The 22,005-nt window shown below is 70.9% G+C and carries 22 protein-coding genes; 14 read left to right on the top strand and 8 right to left on the bottom strand.

What is annotated here, in order from left to right; translation table 11 throughout:
• The first annotated feature begins 120 nt into the window (after positions 1 to 120).
• Positions 121 to 1,008, top strand: coding sequence for a 4-(cytidine 5'-diphospho)-2-C-methyl-D-erythritol kinase (locus ACP2AH_RS10235; protein ID WP_425105708.1), 888 nt, complete (start codon positions 121 to 123; stop codon positions 1,006 to 1,008).
• 20 nt (positions 1,009 to 1,028) lie between these two features.
• Entirely contained in the window at positions 1,029 to 1,352 is a 324-nt protein-coding gene (locus ACP2AH_RS10230) for a YnfA family protein (protein ID WP_425105707.1), read from the top strand.
• A 67-nt stretch (positions 1,353 to 1,419) separates the two neighbouring features.
• On the opposite strand, the gene ACP2AH_RS10225 is transcribed toward ACP2AH_RS10230, so the two are convergent.
• Positions 1,420 to 2,439 (bottom strand): polyprenyl synthetase family protein, encoded by a 1,020-nt coding sequence (locus ACP2AH_RS10225; RefSeq protein WP_425105706.1) that lies wholly within the window; start codon positions 2,437 to 2,439, stop codon positions 1,420 to 1,422.
• Between the two features lie 357 nt (positions 2,440 to 2,796).
• Here ACP2AH_RS10225 and ACP2AH_RS10220 point away from each other — a divergent pair, with 357 nt between their 5' ends.
• The 9 genes from ACP2AH_RS10220 (at position 2,797) to ACP2AH_RS10180 (ending at position 11,977) form a co-directional block, all read left to right on the top strand.
• The gene (locus tag ACP2AH_RS10220; RefSeq protein WP_425105705.1) at positions 2,797 to 3,729 is read left to right on the top strand and encodes a rhamnan synthesis F family protein; all 933 of its coding nucleotides are present in this window, start codon (positions 2,797 to 2,799) and stop codon (positions 3,727 to 3,729) included.
• A 54-nt stretch (positions 3,730 to 3,783) separates the two neighbouring features.
• Entirely contained in the window at positions 3,784 to 4,008 is a 225-nt protein-coding gene (locus ACP2AH_RS10215; RefSeq protein WP_425105704.1) for a DUF2007 domain-containing protein, read from the top strand.
• Entirely contained in the window at positions 4,005 to 4,790 is a 786-nt protein-coding gene (locus tag ACP2AH_RS10210) for a tRNA1(Val) (adenine(37)-N6)-methyltransferase (RefSeq protein ID WP_425105703.1), read from the top strand. The genes ACP2AH_RS10215 and ACP2AH_RS10210 overlap by 4 nt, the downstream gene beginning before the upstream one ends.
• Before the next feature lie 63 nt (positions 4,791 to 4,853).
• Positions 4,854 to 5,756, top strand: coding sequence for a S49 family peptidase (locus ACP2AH_RS10205; RefSeq protein ID WP_425105702.1), 903 nt, complete (start codon positions 4,854 to 4,856; stop codon positions 5,754 to 5,756).
• A 38-nt stretch (positions 5,757 to 5,794) separates the two neighbouring features.
• Positions 5,795 to 5,989: a hypothetical protein gene (locus ACP2AH_RS10200; protein WP_425105701.1), complete on the top strand. Its 195-nt coding sequence runs from the start codon at positions 5,795 to 5,797 to the stop codon at positions 5,987 to 5,989.
• A gap of 114 nt (positions 5,990 to 6,103) precedes the next feature.
• Complete coding sequence (locus ACP2AH_RS10195) at positions 6,104 to 7,306, top strand: efflux RND transporter periplasmic adaptor subunit (protein WP_425105700.1); 1,203 nt, start codon at positions 6,104 to 6,106, stop codon at positions 7,304 to 7,306.
• 4 nt (positions 7,307 to 7,310) lie between these two features.
• Complete coding sequence (locus ACP2AH_RS10190) at positions 7,311 to 9,308, top strand: MacB family efflux pump subunit (protein ID WP_425105699.1); 1,998 nt, start codon at positions 7,311 to 7,313, stop codon at positions 9,306 to 9,308.
• Between the two features lie 244 nt (positions 9,309 to 9,552).
• Complete coding sequence (gene purD, locus ACP2AH_RS10185; RefSeq protein WP_425105698.1) at positions 9,553 to 10,818, top strand: phosphoribosylamine--glycine ligase; 1,266 nt, start codon at positions 9,553 to 9,555, stop codon at positions 10,816 to 10,818.
• A gap of 151 nt (positions 10,819 to 10,969) precedes the next feature.
• Complete coding sequence (locus ACP2AH_RS10180; protein WP_425105697.1) at positions 10,970 to 11,977, top strand: patatin-like phospholipase family protein; 1,008 nt, start codon at positions 10,970 to 10,972, stop codon at positions 11,975 to 11,977.
• A 3-nt stretch (positions 11,978 to 11,980) separates the two neighbouring features.
• Here the strand turns inward: ACP2AH_RS10180 and ACP2AH_RS10175 are convergent, their stop codons facing one another.
• The gene (locus ACP2AH_RS10175) at positions 11,981 to 12,412 is read right to left on the bottom strand and encodes a nucleoside deaminase (protein ID WP_425105725.1); all 432 of its coding nucleotides are present in this window, start codon (positions 12,410 to 12,412) and stop codon (positions 11,981 to 11,983) included.
• Between the two features lie 135 nt (positions 12,413 to 12,547).
• On the opposite strand from ACP2AH_RS10175, the gene ACP2AH_RS10170 reads away from it, so the two are divergent.
• Together ACP2AH_RS10170 and rsmD are read left to right on the top strand one after the other, a co-directional pair.
• Complete coding sequence (locus tag ACP2AH_RS10170; RefSeq protein WP_425105696.1) at positions 12,548 to 14,695, top strand: pseudouridine synthase; 2,148 nt, start codon at positions 12,548 to 12,550, stop codon at positions 14,693 to 14,695.
• Between the two features lie 12 nt (positions 14,696 to 14,707).
• The gene (gene rsmD, locus ACP2AH_RS10165; protein ID WP_425105695.1) at positions 14,708 to 15,265 is read left to right on the top strand and encodes a 16S rRNA (guanine(966)-N(2))-methyltransferase RsmD; all 558 of its coding nucleotides are present in this window, start codon (positions 14,708 to 14,710) and stop codon (positions 15,263 to 15,265) included.
• A gap of 19 nt (positions 15,266 to 15,284) precedes the next feature.
• On the opposite strand, the gene ACP2AH_RS10160 is transcribed toward rsmD, so the two are convergent.
• The gene (locus ACP2AH_RS10160) at positions 15,285 to 16,088 is read right to left on the bottom strand and encodes an alpha/beta hydrolase (RefSeq protein ID WP_425105694.1); all 804 of its coding nucleotides are present in this window, start codon (positions 16,086 to 16,088) and stop codon (positions 15,285 to 15,287) included.
• A 327-nt stretch (positions 16,089 to 16,415) separates the two neighbouring features.
• Between ACP2AH_RS10160 and infC the strand changes: the two genes are divergently transcribed.
• Entirely contained in the window at positions 16,416 to 16,940 is a 525-nt protein-coding gene (gene infC, locus ACP2AH_RS10155; RefSeq protein WP_307018739.1) for a translation initiation factor IF-3, read from the top strand.
• A gap of 111 nt (positions 16,941 to 17,051) precedes the next feature.
• On the opposite strand, the gene ACP2AH_RS10150 is transcribed toward infC, so the two are convergent.
• From ACP2AH_RS10150 to ACP2AH_RS10130, 5 genes are all read right to left on the bottom strand, one after another.
• A complete protein-coding gene (locus ACP2AH_RS10150; RefSeq protein ID WP_425105693.1) occupies positions 17,052 to 18,401 on the bottom strand; it encodes a bifunctional folylpolyglutamate synthase/dihydrofolate synthase in 1,350 nt (449 codons plus the stop codon).
• A gap of 7 nt (positions 18,402 to 18,408) precedes the next feature.
• The gene (gene accD / locus ACP2AH_RS10145; protein WP_425105692.1) at positions 18,409 to 19,362 is read right to left on the bottom strand and encodes an acetyl-CoA carboxylase, carboxyltransferase subunit beta; all 954 of its coding nucleotides are present in this window, start codon (positions 19,360 to 19,362) and stop codon (positions 18,409 to 18,411) included.
• Positions 19,363 to 19,507: 145 nt separating this feature from the next.
• Positions 19,508 to 20,347 (bottom strand): tryptophan synthase subunit alpha, encoded by an 840-nt coding sequence (trpA, locus tag ACP2AH_RS10140; RefSeq protein ID WP_425105691.1) that lies wholly within the window; start codon positions 20,345 to 20,347, stop codon positions 19,508 to 19,510.
• On the bottom strand, positions 20,344 to 21,576 hold the full coding sequence (trpB, locus tag ACP2AH_RS10135; RefSeq protein ID WP_425105690.1) for a tryptophan synthase subunit beta: 1,233 nt from the start codon (positions 21,574 to 21,576) through the stop codon (positions 20,344 to 20,346). Before trpB ends, trpA begins: the two co-directional genes overlap by 4 nt.
• Positions 21,573 to 22,005: phosphoribosylanthranilate isomerase (locus ACP2AH_RS10130; RefSeq protein ID WP_425105689.1), on the bottom strand; the 433-nt coding region annotated here is incomplete at its 5' end. The genes trpB and ACP2AH_RS10130, both read right to left, overlap by 4 nt.

Below are 22,005 nucleotides of genomic sequence, written 5' to 3'. Positions count from 1 at the left end.
AAAGGCGGTCTCGCGCAAGTCGAACCCTGCCGCGGCCTCCGGCGGCGGCGGTGCGCCGGCCTTCCGTGCCGCAGCGGCCTTCGCTTGCCGGCGGCCGGCGCGCGTCGCATAAGCGGGGCCATGCGAGCCGATCCGCCGCCCTCCGTCCTGCTGCACGAACGCGCGCCCGCCAAGGTGAATCTCACCTTGCGGGTGCTGGGCCGACGCGCGGATGGCTATCACGATTTGTCGAGCGTAGTCGCCTTTGCCGGCGCGGGCGACCGGCTGTCGCTGCTGCCGGGCGCCGAACTGAGCCTCGGGCTGGAAGGGCCCGGCGCGCCGGTGCTGGCAGGGGAGGCGGACAATCTGGTGCTGAAGGCGGCGCGGGCGCTGGCGGCGCGTGTGCCGCGGCTGGTGCTCGGCCGCTTCACCCTCGCCAAAAGGCTGCCGGTGGCGGCGGGGCTGGGCGGCGGCTCAGCCGATGCGGCGGCGGCGCTGCGGCTGCTGGCGCGGGCCAATGGGCTCGCCGTGGACGATGAACGGCTGTTCGAGGCGGCGCTCGCCACCGGTTCGGACGTGCCGGCCTGCCTGTATGGGCGCTCCTGCCTGATGGCCGGGCGCGGCGAGGCCATCTCTGCGCTCGCTCTACCCCGTTTCGGCGCCGTGCTGGTCAATCCGCGCGTCGCGGTCGCCACCGCCGAGGTGTTCCGCGCCCTGGCGCTGGCGCCGGGCACATCGCGGGACCAGGGCGGAGCGGCCTTTCCGCCCGCGCCGTCGCGGGCGGCGCTGCTGGACTGGCTCGTCCTGGAGCCGAACGACCTTGAGCCACCGGCCCGCGCGCTGGCGCCGGTGCTGGGGGATGTCGAGCGGGCGCTGGGCGCCACGGCGGGTGCGCGGCTGGTGCGCATGTCCGGCTCCGGCGCGACCATGTTCGCGCTCTATGACGATTGCCGCGCCGCCGCCGCCGCCGCGCGGCAGGTGACGGGCGCGCATCCCGGCTGGTGGGTGAAGTCCACCGTGCTGGGCTGAGCGAGGTCCAAGGAGCCACGATGCACACCGCCCCGTTCTTCGCCCTCGCGGCCTTGCTGGAAATCGCCGGCTGCTTCGCCTTCTGGGCGGTGATTCGCAACGGGGCGAGCGCGCTGTGGCTGGTGCCGGGCGGGCTGAGCCTCCTCGCCTTCGGCGCGGCGCTCACCCAGGTGGACGCTGCCGCCGCCGGGCGCGCCTTCGCCGCCTATGGCGGGGTCTATGTCGCGGCGTCGCTGGTCTGGCTATGGGCGGTGGAAGGCTTCCGCCCCGACCGATGGGACCTGATGGGCGGGGCGATCTGCCTCGCCGGCGCGGCGCTCATCCTCTACGCGCCGCGCGGCTGAATCATTTCACTGTTGGTCGCGTTTTCTTCACGCGAACCGGTATCCACTTCGCTCGAAAACGCTCTGTTCAGCGCACCCGGGCGACGCAGAAATCCACCACGTCGAGCAGCGCCTCGCGCGCCGGGCTGGCGGGGAAGACGTCGAGCGCCTGCTTGGCGGCGGCGCCATAGGCGCGGGCGCGCTCCACGGTCTGGGCGATGGCGCTGTGGCGCACGAGCAGCCCCATGGCCTGTTCGAGATCGCCCTCGCCGATCTCCCCGCGCTCCAGGCAGCGGCGCCAGAAGTCGCGCTCCGCCTCGTCGCCCTGGCGCACCGCCAGCACGATGGGCAGCGTAATCTTGCCCTCGCGGAAATCGTCGCCGACATTCTTGCCGAGATCGGCCTGCGAGCCGCCATAGTCGAGCGCGTCGTCGACCAGCTGGAAGGCGATGCCGAGATTCATGCCATAGGCGCGGCAGGCGGCCTGCTCTTCCGGCGTGCGGCCGGCCAGCACCGGGCCGACCTCGCAGGCGGCAGCGAAGAGTTCGGCCGTCTTGCCGCGAATCACCGCGAGATAGGCTTCCTCATCCGTGCCGATGTTCTTGGCGGCGGCGAGCTGGGCGACCTCGCCCTCGGCGATGACGACGGCGGCGGTGGAGAGAATGTCGAGCGCCCGCATATTGCCGACCTCGATCATCATGCGGAAGGCCTGGCCGAGCAGGAAGTCGCCCACCAGCACGCTCGCCTCATTGCCCCACAACATGCGGGCGGCGAGCTTGCCCCGGCGCATCTCGCTGTCGTCCACCACGTCGTCATGCAGCAGCGTCGCCGTGTGCATGAACTCGACCGAGGCGGCCAGCTTCACCGTGCCGTCGCCCTCATAGCCGGAGAGCGCCCCTGTCGCGAGGGTGAGCATCGGCCGCAGGCGCTTGCCGCCGGACGAGATCAGGTGCTGCGCCACCTCCGGTATCATCGTCACCTCGGAGCCGGTGCGCGAGAGGATCAGCGCGTTGACGCGGTCCATGTCGGCGCGCACGAGGCCGACGATGCCCTCCAGCGAGGCTTCGGTCGGGGTCGCGGCGGTAGCGAAGGAGTAGGCGACGGACAAAGGGGGCTCCCTCAGCAATGGCGACGGCGAGCGCCGGTGCGCGTGCAACCCGACGGGTTCTCATAGCTTACCCGGCCGGAAGGTGAAAGTTTTCGTGGAGCCACCTTTTCCGGCACGCGCGGCCAGGGTTGCGCGGCAGCGTGTCGTGCCGTTGCGGCATCGAAACCCGCTGTTGCGGAGATAACGCCGATTTGCCAGTAATCGCCATCCGTCGTTTTGCTTGGGGTCCCGGGCTTGGCCTTGGTTTCAAAAGTCCGCAAGGAGCTTGGACGCTGGCGCGCCAAGCTGCGCAGTACCCCGTATTTGTTTCTCGGCGCCGTGCGGCGGCGCGAATATGACGCAAGCCGCCACGAACGCGTGACGGTTACGCAGGGACGGCAGCCGATCGCCGACGAGGTCGCCATTCTGGTGATCTTTCCGCGTGACGGCATTCCCGCCTCCACCTTTGCCACGCTGGCGCATTTCGCCCGCAACGGGCTCGCCTGCGTCGTCGTGTCCAACACGCCGCTGCGCGACGAGGACCGCGCGCGGCTGGCGCTTGATACGCATCTGGTGATCGAACGGCCCAATATTGGCTATGATTTCGGCGGCTTCCGCGAAGGCATTCTCACCCTGTTCGAGCGCGGCGTACGTCCGCGCCTGCTGGTGGTGATGAACGACAGCCTGTGGTTTCCGCTGCGCACGGATTGCGATGCGCTGGCGCGCTGCCGGCAGGCGCCGGAAGACGTGTTCGGCTTCCTGCTCAACGGCGTGCCGCGCTTCGGCGTGAGCCGGGACTATGTGCAGTCCTATTTCCTGCGCTTTTCGCCGCGCCTGCTGGCGAGCGCGGATTTTCTCGCCTTCTGGCGCGACATGCCGCTGATCGACAACAAGCATCTGGTGGTCCGGCGGCTGGAGCGCGGCCTGTCGCGCCATTTCGCCCGCCGGGGCTATACGCTGGGGGCGCTCGTCAACTGGCGCACGGTGATCGACCGGCTGATGGCGCTGGACGACCCGGAAAAACTCGCCCGGATCTTCGCCTATCAGTGCCAGCTGAACCCGAAGGACGCGGCGAAACTCAAGCCGCTGATCGCAAAGGCATGGTCGCCGCTGCGCATCCGCGACGCGCTGGCGCGCCCGATCCGCCGCAAGCGGCTCTTCGCCTCCTTCCCGATGATGCACCCGGAATTCGTGCTGGAGCTCGGCTTCCCCGCGCTGAAGCGCAAATTGACCATTCAGTACCGTGAACTCGTCCGCCTGGGCCTCGATGAGGATTTCGACCCCGCCGTGCGCGCCGAGATGCGCCAGTGACGTCGCCCGCACGGGTCGCTTGCCAGCCGGGCGGCTTGCTGCCTCATATGGGCGATGCGTGAAATCCTGCGGACCAATGACATCGTCCTCCTCTCCGCCATCGTCGCCCTGCTCGACAGTGCCGATATCGGCCATCTCGTGCTCGACCAGCATATGAGCGTGATGGAAGGCTCGATCGGCCTGCTGCCGCGCCGGCTGCTGGTGGAGGATGAGCGCGAAGGCGCGGCGCGGGCGCTGCTGGACGGCGCCGGCTTCGGCGCCGCGCTCGTCGCGCCATGAGCGTCGGAACCGAGGCGGCGCAGGCCGGCGACGCCCTGACCGACGACGCCTTTCTTGGCGGGCGGCTTCAACTGCTGCAACCGCCGCGCGGCCACCGCGCCGGACATGACGCCATGCTGCTGGCGGCGTGCGCGCCGGGGGCGGCGCGCGTGGTCGATCTCGGCGCCGGGGTCGGCGCGGCCGGGCTGGCCTATGCCGTGCGGGTGCCGGCGGCGCAGGTGATGCTGGTCGAGATCGTGCCGGAACTCGCCGCGCTCGCCCTCCGCAACGCCGCCCGTCAGTCGCCCGACCTGTCGGCGAGGGTGCGGGTGGTGGAGGCCGATGTCGCGACGCTCGGCCGTCCCTCCGGGCCGCCGGAGCCGCCCGCCCGCGCCGCCGATCTCGTGCTGATGAACCCGCCCTTCAACGATCCCGCCCGCCACCGCCTCTCGCCGCATGCGGGCCGCGCGCTCGCCCATGCCGTCGCCGATGCCGATGTCACGATCTGGCTGCGCGCGGCGGAGCGGCTGCTGGCGCCCGGCGGGCGGCTGGCGCTGATCCACCGGCCGGAGGCGATCGAGGCGCTGCTGGCGGGGCTGAAGGGTCGTTTCGGTGCCGTGACCATCCGCCCGGTGCATCCCGGGCCCGGCGCACCGGCGCACCGGCTGCTGATCGGGGCGGTGAAGGGCCGGCGCACGCCCCCCGCCTTCCTGCCCGGCTTCGTGCTGGCGGATGAGGCCGGCCGGCCGAGCGCGGCGGCGGAACAGGTGCTACGCGAGGGGCGTGCGATCGGCCCCGGCTGACGCTGCGTCACAAGCCTGCGCGCGGTCATTGAGCAAATCCCGAACGCACCCTATCTGTAGCGTATGGCCACTTCATTCCTCTCAGATCTTCGCCGCCGCCTCGATCCCTTTCTGCCCGCCAAGCTGCGCGGCGGCACGCCTGTCGTGCCGGTGGTGCGGCTCAACGGGGCGATCGGTATGGCGAGCCCGTTCCGGCCCGGTATCACCTTCGCCAACACGGCGCGGGCGCTGGAGCGCGCCTTCGCGGTGAAGGGGGCGAAGGCGGTGGCGCTGGTGATCAATTCGCCCGGCGGCGCGCCGACCCAGTCGCACCTCGTTTACAAGCGCATCCGCGCGCTGGCGGTGGAGAAGAAGCTGCCGGTGATCGCCTTCGTCGAGGATGTCGCGGCCTCGGGCGGCTATATGCTGGCCTGCGCGGCGGACGAGATCGTCGCCGATGATTTCTCCATTCTCGGCTCCATCGGCGTGGTCAGCGCCGGCTTCGGCTTTCCCGCCGCGCTGGAAAAGCTCGGCATCGAGCGCCGCGTCTACACCGCCGGCACCCGCAAGGTGATGCTTGACCCGTTCCAGCCGGAAAAGCCGGAAGATGTCGAGCGGCTGAAAGCCCTGCAGCAGGAAATCCACGCCTCCTTCGTGGCGCTGGTGAAGGCGCGGCGCGGCGACGTGCTCTCGGGCGACGACGACACGCTGTTCTCCGGCGAGTTCTGGGCGGCGCCGCAGGCGCAGGAACTGGGCCTGGTCGACGCGCTGGGCGATCTCCGGGGCTTCCTGCGCGCCCGCTATGGCGAGAACGTGCGCACGCCGTTGATCGAGGTGAAGGCGGGCCTGTTCGGCCGCCGCTCGCCCGGCGTGGGTATCGCGGCAGCGTTGGGCGAGGGGCCGGCAGCGGAGATCGGCGCGGGGGCGGCGCAGGCCCTCATTTCCGCCGCAGAGGAGCGGGCATTATGGGCCCGCTTCGGGCTTTGACGCCCGGCAGACGCTCGGAAAACACCCGGAAAACGTCGATGCCGCCTTTGCTCATTCTCGCCCTCGGTGCGCTCGGCACCGCCGCCCTCGCGAAGGTGCTGGCGCGTGAATCGCGCCGGGTGAATGCCGAGCTCGACGCCCAGCGCCGGGCGGAGAAGGCCGGCACGCTCGACCCGCGTGCGACGCTGCGCCGCGACCCCGCCACCGGCGAGTACCGGCCGATCGATTCCTGACCCGGCCGGGCAGCCCACCACCCCCATCATTACCGCGAATTCACTTTGATCGCCGGGACTTGGGGCTTACCCCTTTGGGCCTTACCCCTTGAGCGTGTGAGGAGGCGAGGCGCGATGCTGCAGAAGGCCGAGGCGGGCTGGACGGGGGAGAGGACGACGCGCCGGCGGCGCCGTCGCCGCTGGCCGTGGCTGCTCGCCGCCCTGCTGCTGGCCGGCGCGGGCTATGCCGCCTATACCCGCGTCGAGACCCCGGCGGCGGCGCCCGCCTTCCAGACGGCGGTGGTCGCGCTGGGCGACATCGAAACCAGCGTCAACGCCATCGCCAAGATGCAGCCCAAGACCTATGTCGATGTCGGCACGCAGGTTTCCGGCCAGCTGCGCACCATCCACCCCGATGTTGGCGATATCGTCCGCAAAGGCGACCTGCTCGCCGAGATCGACCCCACCGTCTACCAGACCCGGGTGGCCGGCGACCGCGCCAGCCTCGACAATCTGCGCGCCCAGCTGGCGCAGGCGCAGGCGCAGCTGACCCTCGACCGGCTGCGCAACGAGCGCGCCCAGCAATTGCTGAAGAACCAGTCCGGCAGCAAGGACGCGGCCGACGCCGCCGAGGCGACCGCGCGCATCAGCGAAGCCAAGATCGACGCGCTGAAGGCGCAGATCGCGCAGATGCAGGCGACGCTCGACGGCGACCTCGCCAATCTCGGCTACACCAAGATCTACGCGCCGATGGACGGCACGGTCGTCTCCATCACCGCCCGCGAGGGCGGCACGCTGAACGCCAACCAGTCGGCGCCCATCGTGCTGCGCATCGCCGATCTGCAGACCATGACGGTGACGGCCCAGGTGGCGGAAGGCGACATTCCCCGCATCAGCGTCGGCACGCCGGCCTCGTTCTCCACGCTCGGCCTGCCGGAACGGCGCTGGCGCGGCACGGTGCGGCAGATCGAGCCAACGCCCACCATCGTCAATGACGTGGTGCTCTACAATGTGCTGATCGACGTGCCGAACGACGATCTCATGCTGATGACCGACATGACGGCGCAGGTGTTCTTCCGCCTCGGCGAGGCCAAGGGCGTGCCGCTGGTGCCGACTCCGGCGATCCGCACCGCCCGCGACGGCAGCCAGAGCGTGCGCGTGCTCACCCCGCAGGGGCCGCAGGAGCGCGCGGTGAAGACCGGCCTGTCCAACCGCAGCCAGACCGAGATCACCGAAGGGCTCCAGCCCGGCGAGACGGTGATAACCGGCACCAACGCGCCGCCGGCGGCAGCGCGGCCCGGCGGCGGGCGGCCCCCCATGCCGCCGCGGCTGGGCTGAGCCGATGAGCACCAGCGCCACCCGCAGCGCGCCCGGCGCCGCCCCCGCGCGGCCGGCGCCGCCGGAGACGCCGATCATCGAGCTGGTCGAGGTGAGCCGCATCTACCCCAATGGCGAGAGCGTGGTGCGGGCGCTCGACAAGGTGTCGCTGGCGATCCAGCCCGGCGAGTTCGTCGCCATCATGGGCCAGTCGGGTTCCGGCAAATCGACGCTGATGAACATTGTCGGCTGCCTCGACCGCCCCTCCGCCGGCCTCTACCGGGTCAATGGCGTCGATGTGGAGGATCTCGGCCCGGACGAGCTGGCGGAGCTGCGCTGCTCCACCTTCGGCTTCGTGTTCCAGCGCTACAATCTGCTACCCAGCCTGACGGCGGCGGAGAATGTCGCCATTCCCGCCATCTATGCCGGCACGGGCCGCGAGGCGCGGGAGGAGCGGGCGCATGCGCTGCTCGCCCGGCTCGGCCTCGGCGCGCGCAGCGAGCACCGCCCGAGCCAGCTCTCCGGCGGCCAGCAGCAGCGCGTCTCCATCGCCCGCGCGCTGATGAACGCCGCGCCCGTCATCCTCGCCGACGAGCCGACCGGCGCGCTCGATTCGCGCTCTGGCGAAGAGGTGCTGGCGCTGCTCGGCGAACTCAATGCCGAGGGCCATACCGTCATTCTCATCACCCATGATCCCGATGTCGCCGCCCATGCCCGGCGCGTGGTGCGGTTTCAGGATGGGCGCATCGTCTCCGACGAGCGGCGCGAGGACGAGCCTTCCCGCACGCCGCTGCCCGGCACCGGCCCGGCGCGGCGTGGCGGGCTCGCGCGCTTCGTGCCGGACCTCGCGGAAGCGGTGCGCATGGCGATTGCCTCGATGACGGCGAACCTGTTCCGCACCGCGCTGACGCTGCTTGGCATCGTCATCGGCGTCGCCTCGGTCATCACCATGCTGGCGGTGGGCGATGGCGGCAAGCAGAGCGTGCTGGACCGCATCTCGCAGATCGGCACCAATCTGCTCATCGTCCGCCCCGGCGCGCCGGGCATCCGCACCGCCGGCGACAATGCCACGCTGCTGCCGGACGATGCCGAGGCGCTGAGGAGCATCCCCGGCATCGACGCCATCGCCCCCGACCGTTCCGGCCGCTACACGCTGCGCTATGGCTCGCTCGACTATTTCACCACCGTGACCGGCACCTCGCCCGACTATCTCGCCGCCCGCGACTGGACGCTCAGCCGCGGGGTAATGTTCACCCCGGCGGATGTGCGTGCCTATGCGCCGGTGGTGGTGCTGGGCGAGACGGTGGCGCAGAACCTGTTCGGCGCCGACGATCCGGTCGGGCGCTACATATTGGTGAAGAACGTGCCCTATGAGGTGATCGGCGTGCTCGCCCCGCGCGGCGCCAATGCCTTCGGCCAGGACCAGGACGATGTGGCGCTGGTGCCGCTCTCCACCGGCTTCGTCCGGGTGTTCGGCCGGCAGTTCCTCAACTCGGTCACGGTGAAGGTGGGCAATGCCGACGAGATTCCCCGCGTCGAGGCGGCGATCACCCGTATCCTGACCGAGCGCCACCAGGCCGAGGACTTCCAGGTCCGCAACACCGCGCAATTCCTGGAAACGGCGATGGAGACGCAGAACACGCTCACCCTCGTGCTCGGCTGCGTTGCCGCCATCTCGCTGCTGGTGGCCGGCATCGGGGTGATGAACATCATGCTGGTAAGCGTGACGGAGCGCACCCGCGAGATCGGCATCCGCATGGCGACCGGGGCGCGCATGAGCAACATCATGCTGCAGTTCAACACCGAGGCGCTGGTGGTGTGTTCGGTCGGCGGGGCGGTGGGCGTCGGGCTCGGCCTCGCCGCCGCGCTGGGGGTGGAGTGGATGGGCGCCACCATCGTGCTGTCGCTGATGCCGCCGCTGCTGGCCTTCGGCTGCGCTTTCCTCACCGGCCTCGTCTTCGGCTATCTCCCCGCGCGCAAGGCCGCCGGGCTCGATCCGGTGGTGGCGCTGGCCTATGAGTGAGGCGCCTGCGGGAGCCGGGCGCGTGCCGGCCGCGTGCGTCGAGGCTCGCTTCGCTCGCACCTCAGCATGACGGGCGTGGCGAACCGTCCTGGTGGAACGTCATCCTGAGGTGCGCGGGCAAAGCCCGCGCCTCGAAGGATGGTCGATGGTGTCGGGCTCGACCTCCCAATCGGCCCTCCCCCTTGCCCCCCGTCGCCCGAACGTTTAGGCGAAACGCCATGTCGGGGCGCTGGAGGTTTGCCGCATGAACGTTCTTCTGCTCGGCTCGGGGGGCCGCGAGCATGCCCTCGCCTGGAAGCTGGCGCAGAGCCCGCTCATGGGGGCTTTCTTCGCGCTTCCCGGCAATCCCGGCATCGCCGAATTCGCCACCTGTTTCGACAGCGTGCCGCTGGACGACCACGACGCCATCGTCACCCTGTGCCTCGCCGAGAAGATCGACCTCGTCGTCGTCGGGCCGGAGGCGCCGCTGGTGGACGGCATCGCCGACCGGCTGATCAGTGAGGGCATCGCCGTGTTCGGCCCGCGCCGGGTGGCGGCGCAGCTGGAAGGCTCCAAGCTGTTCACCAAGGAATTGTGCAAGGCGCACGCCATTCCCACCGCCGCCTTCGGCCGCTTCACCGATGTGGAAGGCGCCCGCGCCTTCGTCCAGCATCATGGCGCGCCGATCGTGCTCAAGGCCGACGGGCTGATGGCGGGCAAGGGCGTGATCGTGGCGATGACGCTGGACGAGGCGCTCGCCGGCATTGACGAGGTGTTTGCCATGGGCGGCGCCGGGACGGAAATTCTCATCGAGGAGTTTCTGGAGGGCGAGGAAGTCTCGTTCTTCTGCCTGGTCGATGGCGAGACCGTACTGCCCTTCGGCTCGGCGCAGGACCACAAGCGCGCCTTCGACAATGACGAGGGGCCGAACACCGGCGGCATGGGCGCCTATTCGCCCGCGCCGGTCTTCACCGCCGAGATGGAGCGGCGCACGCTGCACGACATCGTCAAGCCCACCGCCCGCGCGCTGGCCGATGCGGCGAGCCCGTTTCGCGGCGTGCTGTTCGCCGGGCTGATGATCACCAGCGAGGGGCCGAAGCTGATCGAATACAATGTCCGCTTCGGCGACCCGGAATGCCAGGTGCTGATGATGCGGATGGAGGGCGACCTGCTGCCGCTGCTCGCCGCCGTGGCGACCGGGCGGCTGGAGGACCAGCCGGTGCCGCTGAAGCCAGACGCGGCGATTTCCGTGGTCATGGCGACGAAGGGCTATCCCGGCGCCTATGGCAAGGGCTCGCGCATTGGCGGGCTGGAGGCGGCCGAGACCATTCCCGGCGTCAAGGTGTTCCATGCCGGCACGCGCCGTTCGGGCGAGGATATCGTCGCCAATGGCGGGCGGGTGCTGAACGTCACCGCGGTCGGCGCCAATGTCGCCGAGGCGCGCGAGCGGGCCTATGACGCCGTCGCCCGCATCGATTGGCCGGAAGGCTTCTGCCGCCACGACATCGCCTGGCGGGCGCTGGCGGGCTGAGCCCGGCCCGCGCCGGGCATTTTGCCCGCCGCGCGCTCTGGCGGCCCCGCATCGGCGTGCCCATGTTCAAATAATTGCCGCGCCTGCGTGGCAGAACCGGCGCGCCTTGCGGAGGAACCGCCTCCCCGGTGCGCGGCAGATGGGCAGAACGATGGACGATTTCCCTCACAGCCGGCGTCGGCGGGTGCCGGCCGATCCCGCCCCGGAGGCGGCGGCGCCTCCCTCCGCCCGGAAGGGTGGGAAGGAAGAGGCGGGCGGCGCCGTGCTGTCCTCGTCGGGCAGCCCCGTCGCTGGTGCCCCTGTCTCCCCGCCCGTGCCGGGCGTGGCCGGTCCCGGCGGGCCGACGCTGGGCGTGGCGCTGGGGTCGGGCGGGGCGCGCGGCCTCTCGCATATTCTCGTTCTGGAAGCGCTGGACGATCTCGGCCTTCGGCCCGCCGCCATGGCGGGGGCGTCCATCGGGGCGTTGTTCGCCAGCGTCTATGCCGCCGGGATGCCGGCGCGCGACATCCGCCATCTCGTCACCCATACGCTGAAGAATCGCGGCGAGGTGATGAAGCGCCTGCTCGCCGCGCGGGTGGGGCGCATCGCCGACCTGTTCGGCGCCGGGCTGGGCAATCCGGTGCTGATCGATGCCGAGCGCTTCATCGGCGGCTTCCTGCCCAAGATGGTGCCCGACACCTTCGAGGAACTGTCCATCCCGCTGCGGGTGGTGGCCACGGATTACTGGGAGCGCTGCGAGCGCACCTTTACCGAAGGCCCGATCCGCCCGGCGCTGGCGGCCTCGCTCGCCATTCCCGGCCTCATCCGCCCGGTGCAGCATGAGGGCCACACGCTGGTGGATGGCGGGGCGGTGAACCCGCTGCCCTTCGACCTTTTGCGCAGCCGCGCCGATGTGGTGATCGCGGTCGACATCACCGGCGGCCATGGCACCGAGACGCGCGGCGTTCCCGCGCCGTTCGAGGCGATGTTCGCCACGCTGCAGATCATGGCCTCGTCCATTGTCGGCGAGAAGCTGAAGGCGGGCGCGCCGGACATTCTCATCCGCCCCAACGTGCATGATTTCCGCGTGCTGGACTTCTTCCGCGCCGCGGCGATCCTCAAAGCCGCCGAGCCTGTCAAGGACGAGGTGAAGCGCCGGCTGGAGGCGGTGCTGGGCTAGGTCTTACCCCCGCCGCCCGGCGAAGAAGTCCCGCAGCAGCTGTGCCGATTCGCGCTCGCGGAAGCCGCCATAGACCTCCGGCCGGTGGTGGCAGGTGGGCTGGGCGAAGAAGCGCACGCCGCTTTCCACCGCCCCGCCCTTGGGATCGGCGGCGCCATAATAGACCCGCCGCAGCCGGGCGAAGGAAATCGCCGCCGCGCACATGGTGCAGGGCTCCAGCGTGACGTAAAGATCGCAGTCGCCGAGCCGGTCATTGCCGAGGCGCGCGGCCCCGGCGCGCAGCACCAGTATTTCCGCATGGGCGGTGGGGTCGGCCTGCTCGCGGGTGCGGTTGCCGTCGGCGGCGAGCACCTCGCCGGCGTGCACCAGCACCGCGCCCACGGGCACCTCGCCTCGGTCGGCGGCCCGCGCCGCCTCATCGAGGGCCAGCTGCATGAAGTCGCGGCGTGCCCGGCCGCTGGCGTCGCAATCGTCGCTCGTCAAGGCTCTGCTCGCCCGAAATCTCGCCAAAAGCTCGCATCCCCCCGCAGGACATGCTAGCACCCGCCGCCCGGAGACCGGATCATCCCCATGCCCAAAAACACGCCGCCCCGCAAGGAACACAACCGCGTCCCCCGCCCCGCCCGTCCGGCGGCGCCGGAGGAGGCCGGCCCGCGCGAGGCCGAGCGCGTCGCCAAGGTGGTGGCCCGCGCCGGGCTCGGCTCGCGCCGCGAGATCGAGGAATGGATCCTCGCCGGGCGCGTCGCGGTGAATGGCGAAGTGCTGGAAAGCCCCGCCCGCACCGTCACCGCCGAGGACGAGATCACCGTCGACGGCGCGAAGCTGCCCGACCGCGAGCGCACGCGGCTGTTCCTCTACCACAAGCCCAAGGGCGTGGTGACGACCAATTACGACCCGGAAGGGCGCCCGACCCTGTTCGAGATCCTGCCCGCCGGCCTGCCGCGCCTCGTCTCCGTCGGCCGGCTCGACCTCAACACCGAGGGGCTGATCCTGCTCACCAATGATGGCGGGCTCTCCCGGGTGCTGGAGCTGCCGGAAACCGGCTGGCTGCGCCGCTACCGCGTGCGCGCCAAGGGCGACATTACCCAGGACAAGCTCGACGCGCTGATCGCCGGCGTCACCGTCGACGGCGTGCAGTACGGCCCGATCGAGGCGGTGCTCGACCGCGTGCAGGGCGCCAATGTGTGGCTGACCCTGGCGCTGCGCGAGGGCAAGAACCGCGAAGTCCGCAATGTGCTGGGCTCGCTCGGGCTCGATGTGAACCGTCTGATCCGCCTTTCCTATGGCCCGTTCCAGCTCGGCGAGCTGGCGCAGGGCGAGGCGGAGGAGGTGCGCACCCGCATTCTCGCCGACCAGCTCGGTGAGGCGCTGGCCAAGCAGGCCGGCGCGGATTTCGAGGGGCCGCTGTTCAACCACGCCGAGGACGAGGCGCCCAAGCGCCCGGCGAAGCCCGGTAAGGCGCGCTACGCCAAGCCCGAAGGGGCGGAGGACCGCCATCGGCGCCTGCCCATCGACACCGAGCCGGGCGAGGGCAAGAGCGTGACCGCCGGTGTCGTTGCCGACCGCAAGGGCCGCAAGGTGCTGGTGCAGCGCGTGCGCTCCACCGACCCCGTGCCCGAGCCCGCCCCGGCCCGCGCCCGCCGCGACGAGGAGCGCGCCAGCGTGCGCACCGGAACGCGTCCCGGCGCTCCTGTCGGCGAGCGCGGCGGTGAGCGCACCTTCCGCAAGCGCCCCGAGCGGGCCGATGAGATGGAGAGTGGCGCCGAGCGCGAGGAGCGTCCCTTCCGCGAGCGTTCCGGCGAGCGTCCCGCCCGCGCCGGTGCCAAGAGCCGCGACCGCAAGGTCGGCGGGCCGCGTCCCTCCCGCCCGCGTGTCGAGCGCGAGGGCGAGGCGGGCGAACGTTCCGAGCGCCCCTTCCGCAGCCGCGACGAGGCTGGTGACCGCGCGCCGCGCCCTGAGCGTCCGTTCCGCGAACGCGCGCCCCGTCCGCAGGGCGAGCGTAGCGAGCGTCCGGCCCGCGCCGAGCGCCCGGAGGGTGGACGCCCCTTCCGCGGCGCCGGCAGCGACCGGCCCTATAGCGGTCGGGTGAAGTCCGAGCAGACGCGCAGCTTCCGCCCGCGCACTGAGGGTGATGAGCGCCCGCCCCGTCGCGAGCGTCCGGAGGGCGACCGTCCCTTCCGCGAGCGGGCACCCCGCCCCGAGGGTGAGCGCCCGGCGCGCTCCTTCCGGCCGCGTCCGGAAGGGCAGGAGCGCCCCGCCCGCCGTGAGCGGCCCGAGGGGGACCGTCCGTTCCGCGAGCGCGCGCCGCGCCCGGAAGGCGCGCGCCCGTTCCGCAGCCGCGACGACCGGCCCGCGCGCGACGACCGCCCGCCGCGCGAGGACCGTGGTGACCGCGCGCCGCGCGGGGATCGTCCGGCCCGCTCCTTCGGCGACCGGCCGGCGGGCGGCAAGAGCTACGGTGCCAAGAACTTCGCCGACCGGCCGGAAGGGCGTTCGGGAGGCGGCAAGCCTTTCGCGGGCAAGCCCGGCGGCAAGCCGGGTGGCCGATCCTTCGGTGACAAGCCCGCGGGCGGCAAATCCTTCGGCGGCAAGTCCTTCGGCGGAAAACCCGCAGGTGGCCGGCCCTCGGGCGGCAAGCCGTCCGGCAATCGTCCCTCCGGCGGCAAGCCGTCTGGTGGCAAACCGGGCGGGCGTCCGCCGCGGTCGCCGCGCGGCTGACGGGGCGCGTCGATGCGCATCGTCGGCGGGCGCTTCAAGGGTCGCGCGCTGCGCGGCCCCTCATCCAACGCCACGCGGCCGACCTCCGACCGGCTGCGTGAGGCGCTGTTCAACGTGCTCGCCCATGCCTATGGCGATGCCGCCGACGGTGCCCGCGTGCTCGACCTGTTCGCCGGCACCGGGGCGCTGGGGCTGGAAGCGCTCTCGCGTGGTGCGAAGCTCGCGGTGTTCGTCGACGAGGCGCCGGAGCCGCGCGGGCTGATCCGCGCCAATGTTGAGACGCTCGGCGTCGGCGGCATCACCCGCATCTTCCGCCGCGACGCGACGAAGCTGGGCGAGGCCTTCGCCAATGACGCCTTCGATCTCGTGTTCTGCGATCCGCCCTATGGGCGCGGGCTGGCGGAAAAGGCGCTGGCGAGCGCCCTTTCCGGCAAATGGTTGGCGCCGGAAGCGCTCGTCGTGGTGGAGGAATCGGTCGAGGCCGCCTTCACCGCCCCCGAGGGTTTCGAGGAACTGGAACGCCGCCGCTACGACAGCAGCGAGATCGTCTTCCTGCGCGCGCCCGCCTGAGCGGCGCGCAGGCGCGCCCTCACCCCACCTCCTGCACCGCCGCCAGAATCCGCTCGATATCCTCGGGGCGCGAGAGGCGGTGGTCGCCATCCTTGATCAGGCTCAGCACCACATCGTCCTCAGCGAGGCAGGTGACGAGCCGCAGCGCGTGCTGCCACGGCACATCAGGGTCGGCCACGCCCTGCAGGATGCGCACCGGGCAGCCGACCGCGAAGGGCGCGCCGAGCACCAAATTCTGTCGCCCGTCCTCGATCAGTGCCCGGGTGATGACCTGGCCGGGGCCATACTGCGAGGGGCGCACCCAGCGCCCGTCATGCAGCAGCGCGGCGCGGACATCCTCCGGCATCGCCTTCCACATCAGTTCTTCGGTGAAGTCCGGTGCCGGGGCGATCAGCACCAGCGCGGCGAGGCGGGCGCTCTCGCCCCGCGCCGCCAGCGCCCGGGCGAGCAGCAGCGCGATCCAGCCGCCCATGGAGGAGCCGACGACGATCTGCGGGCCTTCGGTCATGCGGTCGAACACGGCGAAGGCGTCCTCGGCCCAGCGCGAGATGGTGCCCTCCTCGAAGGCGCCGCCGGATTCGCCATGGCCGGAATAGTCGAAGCGCACCACGCGCCGGTCGTGCGCCGCGCCCCAATCCGCCAGCGCCTCCGCCTTGGTGCCGCGCATATCGGAGAGGAAGCCGCCGCACCAGACAATGCCGGGATGCTCGGGCGTCGCGCGGCCGGGGGTGACGCGCACCGCGATGGCGGGGGCATCCGCGCCGACGGTGAGGAAGGAAGGGGCGGCGCCCGCATCGGGACGGGTGGGGGTGGCCTCGCTCATCTCTGTCTCCTCCGGTCGGGGCACGAACGGTGCGTCACAACCTCTCGGCCGGCAAAAGCCTTGCGATTCGAGGCGCGCGCGCCATCTTGGCTTACAGGCACACCTCGCGTGGGAACAGGCCCGGCGGGCAGGGCGACGACGAAAGCCGGCCCGGCAGGCGTTATTACATGCGATCCGTGCTTTACCGCCGTTGACTTCTGACGGGTTTGTCACGATCTTCTGCGACCGTTTTACGCGCGCGGAAATCAGCCGGCCGGCGACCCTTCGAAGCGCGGTGGAAACGCCACATTCTGAAATGGCAGAGGAGAAGACGCCATTCGCCGCCCCATGAGACCCGTCGCGCCGGAAAAGGACGGTCCGCGCGTCAACGAAGATATCCGCATCCGCGAAGTTCAGCTCATCGACCAGGACGGGCAGAATCGCGGCGTCGTGCTGACGCGCGATGCGATTGCGATGGCGCAGGACGCCGGCCTCGATCTCGTCGAGATCGCGCCGAACTCGGCCCCGCCCGTCTGCAAGATTCTCGACTATGGCCGGTTCAAATACCAGAACCAGAAGAAGGCCAACGAGGCGCGCAAGAAGCAGCACGTCGTCGAGATCAAGGAAATCAAGCTGCGGCCCGGCATCGACACCCACGACTATGAGGTGAAGATGAAGGCCATCCACCGCTTCTTCGAGGAAGGCGACAAGGTGAAGATCACCCTGCGCTTCCGCGGCCGCGAGATGGCGCACCAGGAGCTCGGCTACAAGCTGCTCAACAAGGTGAAGGAAGAGCTGGCGACCATCGCCAAGGTCGAGGCCGAGCCCTCGCTGGAAGGCCGCCAGATGATCATGGTGCTGGCCCCGCGCTGAGGCGCGGCGGTCACCCTTCGACCGACATCATCCCGGAACGGCCGCGAGGCCGTGTCCGGGATTGTCGTTTGTGCGCCAACGTTCGCGCCGGCCTGCGCCCAAACCTGCGCGTCAGTCCGGCAGTGAGCCGTTCTCGCCGAGCACGGCGCCGGCGAGATAGAGCGAGCCGGCGATCAGCACGCGCGGCGCGGCCCCGACGGGAAATTCCGCCAGCCCTTCCAGCGCGGCGGCGACGCTCGGGGCGGTGGAGGCGTCGAGCCCGTGCCCCCGCGCCGCGTCCGCCAGCGCCTCCGGCGCCGCGCCCTTGTGCTCGCCCGGCACCGGCACCGCGATCAGTTCGCGGGCGAGGCCGGCGAAGGGGGCGAGGAAGGCGTCCGCATCCTTGTTGCCGAGCATGCCAACGATCAGCACCAGCGGCCGCGGCACCCGGTCTTCGAGATCGGCCAGAGCGGCGGCGAGCGCCTGACCGCCGGCGGCGTTGTGGCCGCCATCGAGCCAGATGTCGACGCCTTCCGGCGCGCGGGCGGTGAGCGGGCCGGGGCCCAGCCGCTGCAGCCGCGCGGGCCATTGCGCGCTGCGCATGCCTTCCTCGAAGGCGGCGGGCGGCAGGCCGAGATTGGCGACCCGCAGCGCTTCCACCGCGAGGCCGGCATTGACAATCTGGTGCGGGCCGACCAGGCGCGGGCGCGGCAGGTCAAGCAGGCCCGCCTCGTCGGCGACGACCAGCCGGCCGCCTTCCTCATGCGCCTGGTAGTGCTCGCCCATCACCGAGAGCGGCACGCCGAGCCGCGCCGCCTGCCGCTCGATCGTGCGCAGCGCCTCGCGCGGCTGGTGGCCGAGCACGGCGGGCACGCCGCGCTTGAGGATGCCGGCCTTCTCGCCGGCGATTTCCGCCACGGTCTCGCCGAGGAAATCGACATGGTCGATGGAGACCGGGGTGATGACGCTCACCAGCGGCCGCTCGATCACATTGGTGGCGTCGAGCCGGCCGCCGAGGCCGACTTCCAGCAGCAATATGTCGGCGGGGGTTTCCGCGAACAGCAGCAGCGCCGCCGCCGTGGTGATCTCGAAGAAGGTGATCGGCTCGCCGCCATTGGCCTCTTCCGCCCGCGCCAGCGCGCCGGTGAGGCGGGCATCGTCCACCAGCGTGCCGGCGAGGCGGATGCGCTCGTTGAAGCGCACCAGATGCGGCGAGGTGTAGACATGCACGCGCCGGCCGGCGGCTTCCAGGATCGCCCGCATGAAGGCGACGGTCGAGCCCTTGCCATTGGTGCCGGCGACATGGATCACCGGCGGCAGGCGCCGCTCGGGATGGCCGAGCCGCTCCAGCAGCCGCCACATCCGGTCGAGCGAGAGGTCGATCAGCTTCGGGTGCAGCGCCAGCAGCCGGTCGAAAATGTCGTCGACCGGCGCCCGCGGCCCCTCGGTGGGCGCGGGGCCGGCGGCGGGGAGCGCGCTCATGGGGGCCTCAGGCGCTGGCGGGCGCGGGGTTGGCGGCGGGGGCCGGCAGGGCCGGCGCCTCGGGCGCCTTGTCCTCGGCGGGCTTCACCGGCGTTTTCGCCTCGCCCGCCACGGCCGGGGCGCGCATCAGCAGGCGGCAGAGCCGCGCCAATGTCGGGCGCATCTGGTGGCGGTGGACGACGAGGTCGATCATGCCGTGGTCGCGCAGATATTCGGCGCGCTGGAAGCCCTCGGGCAGCTTTTCGCGGATGGTCTGCTCGATGACGCGCGGGCCGGCGAAGCCGATGAGCGCGCCCGGCTCGGCGATCTGGATGTCGCCCAGCATGGCATAGGAGGCGGTGACGCCGCCCGTGGTCGGGTTGGTCAGCACCACGATATAGGGGAGCTTGGCCTCGCGCAGTTCCTGGATGGCGCAGGTGGTGCGCGGCATCTGCATCAGCGAGAGGATGCCTTCCTGCATGCGGGCGCCGCCGGAGGAGGCGAACATGATGAAGGGTGTGCCGCGCGAGGCGGCGGTCTCAAGCCCGGTGACGATGGCCTCGCCCGCCGCCATGCCGAGCGAACCGCCCATGAAGCCGAAATCCTGCACCGCCACGGTGACGGGGAGGCCTTCCAGCTTGCCATAGCCGACCTTCACCGCGTCCTGTGCGCCGGTCTTGGCGCGGGCGTCCTTCAGACGGTCGACATAGCGCTTCTCGTCGCGGAACTTCAGCGGGTCGGTCGCAACCGCCGGCAGGCCGATATCGTACCATTTGCCGCCGTCGAACACCGAGCGCAGCCGCGACGCCGGGTCCATGCGCATATGGTAGCCGGAGCCTGGGACGACGTGGAGATTCGCCTCCAGATCCTTATGGAACACCATCTGCCCGGTCTCCGGGCACTTCACCCAGAGATTTTCCGGCACTTCCCGACGGTTCAGGAAGGAGCTCAGCTTGGGGACGACGTTCGAGATCCAGTTCAACGGTCGGGCTCCGGACGGTGACGCAGCGGCCGCGACGGGGGTCTCCCCGCCGCCGGCCGCCCCTCATCTAATGCCGCAGAAGGGCGATGAAAAGGCGCACGCGCGATTCGGCCGCGGCCGCGCGGGCGTGCGCCGTCCTCAAACGCTACTCGGCAGCCTGGCGGCGCACCCCGCGCACGGCCTCGGCGAGCCGGCCGACCAGATCGGTGACGGCGGTAATGGTCGCGGGCGTGGCGCGGTTCTCGGCATCGAGCGTGGCGCGCAGCGCGTCGATCAGCGCCGAGCCGACCACGACGCCATCGGCATTGGCGGCGATGGCGGCGGCGCTTTCCGGGGTCTTCACGCCGAAGCCGACCGCGACGGGCAGCGTGGTGTGGCGCTTGATGCGCGCCACCGCCCGGCCGACCGCGTCCGGGTCGGCCTGCGCCGCGCCGGTGATGCCGGTGATCGAGACGTAATAGACGAAGCCCGCCGTGTGGGCGAGCACCGCCGGGAGGCGCTTGTCGTCGGTGGTCGGGGTGGCGAGGCGGATGAAGTCGAGCCCCGCCGCCAGCGCCGGCAGGCAGAGTTCGCCGTCTTCCTCCGGCGGCAGGTCCACCACCACCAGGCCGTCCACGCCCGCCGCCTTGGCGTCGGCGAGGAAGCGCTCGACCCCATAGACATAGACCGGGTTGTAATAGCCCATCAGCACCAGCGGCGTGGTGGCGTCGCTCTCGCGGAAGGTCTTCACCATGGCGAGCGTCTTGGCCAGCGTCTGCCCGGCCGCCAGCGCACGCAGGCCCGCCGCCTGGATCGCCGGGCCGTCGGCCATCGGGTCGGTGAAGGGCACACCGAGCTCGATGATGTCGGCGCCCGCCGCCGGCAGCGCCTTGAGCAGGGCGAGCGAAGTGTCGTGGTCGGGATCGCCGGCGGTGACGAAGGTGACGAGCGCGGCCCGCCCTTCCGTGGCGCAGGCGCGGAAACGGGTTTCGATGCGGGTGCTCATAGGCTCGTTCCCAGAATGTCCGCCACCTGCGGGATGTCCTTGTCGCCACGGCCGGAGAGGTTGACCACCATCAGGTGATCTTCCGGGAAGGTGGGGGCGAGCTGCGCGACCTTGGCCAGCGCATGCGCCGGCTCCAGCGCCGGGATGATGCCTTCGAGCTTTGCCACCAGCTGGAACGCTTCCAGCGCCTCGTCATCGGTGGCGGAGATATAGGTGGCGCGGCCGGTGTCGTGCAGCCAGGAATGCTCCGGCCCGATGCCGGGATAGTCGAGGCCGGCGGAGATGGAATGCGCCTCGGCGATCTGGCCGTCGCCGTCCATCAGCAGATAGGTGCGGTTGCCGTGCAGCACGCCCGGGCGCCCGCCGGTGAGCGAGGCGGCATGCTGGCCGGAGGGGATGCCGTGGCCGGCGGCCTCGACACCGAAGATCTTCACGCTCGGGTCGTCGAGGAAGGGGTGGAACAGGCCCATGGCATTGGAGCCGCCGCCGATGCAGGCGATCAGGCTGTCCGGCAGCCGGCCTTCCATCTCCAGCATCTGCTCGCGGGTCTCGGCGCCGATGATGCTCTGGAAGTCCCGCACCATGGCGGGGTAGGGGTGCGGGCCCGCCACCGTGCCGATGCAGTAGAAGGTGTCGGAAACGTTGGTCACCCAGTCGCGCAGCGCCTCGTTCATCGCGTCCTTCAGCGTCTTCGAGCCGGACTGGACGGGAACGACGCTGGCGCCGAGCATCTTCATGCGGAACACGTTGGGCGCCTGCCGGGCGACGTCGACGGCGCCCATATAGACCACGCATTCCAGCCCGTAGCGGGCGCACAGCGTGGCGGTGGCGACGCCGTGCTGGCCGGCGCCGGTCTCGGCGATGATCCGCTTCTTGCCCATGCGGCGGGCGAGCAGGATCTGGCCGAGAACGTTGTTCACCTTGTGCGAGCCGGTGTGGTTCAGCTCTTCGCGCTTGAAATAGATCTTGGCGCCCATGCCGGCCGGCGCGCCGGCGCGCAGATGCTCGGTCAGCCGCTCGGCGTAATAGAGCGGGCTAGGGCGGCCGACATAGTGCTTCAGCCCGGCATCCATCTCCGCCTTGTAGGCGGGATCGGCCTTGGCCTCGTTATAGGCCGTCTCCAGATCGAGGATGAGCGGCATGAGCGTTTCGGCAACGAAACGGCCGCCGAAGAGGCCGAAATGCCCGTTGTCGTCGGGGCCGGTGCGGAAGGAATTGGGAGCGTTCACGACGGGCTCGTCTCTCTGGCAGGTGAAGGCGGCGTCGGCGCGGAGCCGGGGGCAGTGTTGCCGGTCGGGGCGGAAGACCCTTGCGCCTCGGCCGCCCGCGCGGCGCGCAGGAAAGCCTCGATGCGGGACGGGTCCTTGATGCCGGGTCCACGTTCGACACCGGAGGATACGTCGAGACCGGGCGGATGGATGAGCCGCACCGCGTCCGCGACGTTTTCCGGGTCGAGCCCGCCTGACAGCATGAAGGGCTGGGCGGGGTCAAGGCCGGCGATGAGGTTCCAGTCGAAGGCGACGCCATTGCCGCCGGGCAGGGTGGCGCCCTTGGGTGGCTTGGCGTCGAGCAGCAGCCGGTCGGCCACGTCTTCATAGGCGGCCAGCGCGGCAAGGTCCTCAGCTGAGGCAATGCCGAGCGCCTTCATGACCGGCAGG

Origin of the sequence: Ancylobacter sp. (genome assembly GCF_965249975.1) — a bacterium.
GTDB lineage: Bacteria > Pseudomonadota > Alphaproteobacteria > Rhizobiales > Xanthobacteraceae > Ancylobacter.
Note: the sequence above shows the minus strand (reverse complement) of the source record. Positions and strands in the feature narration are given on the sequence as shown.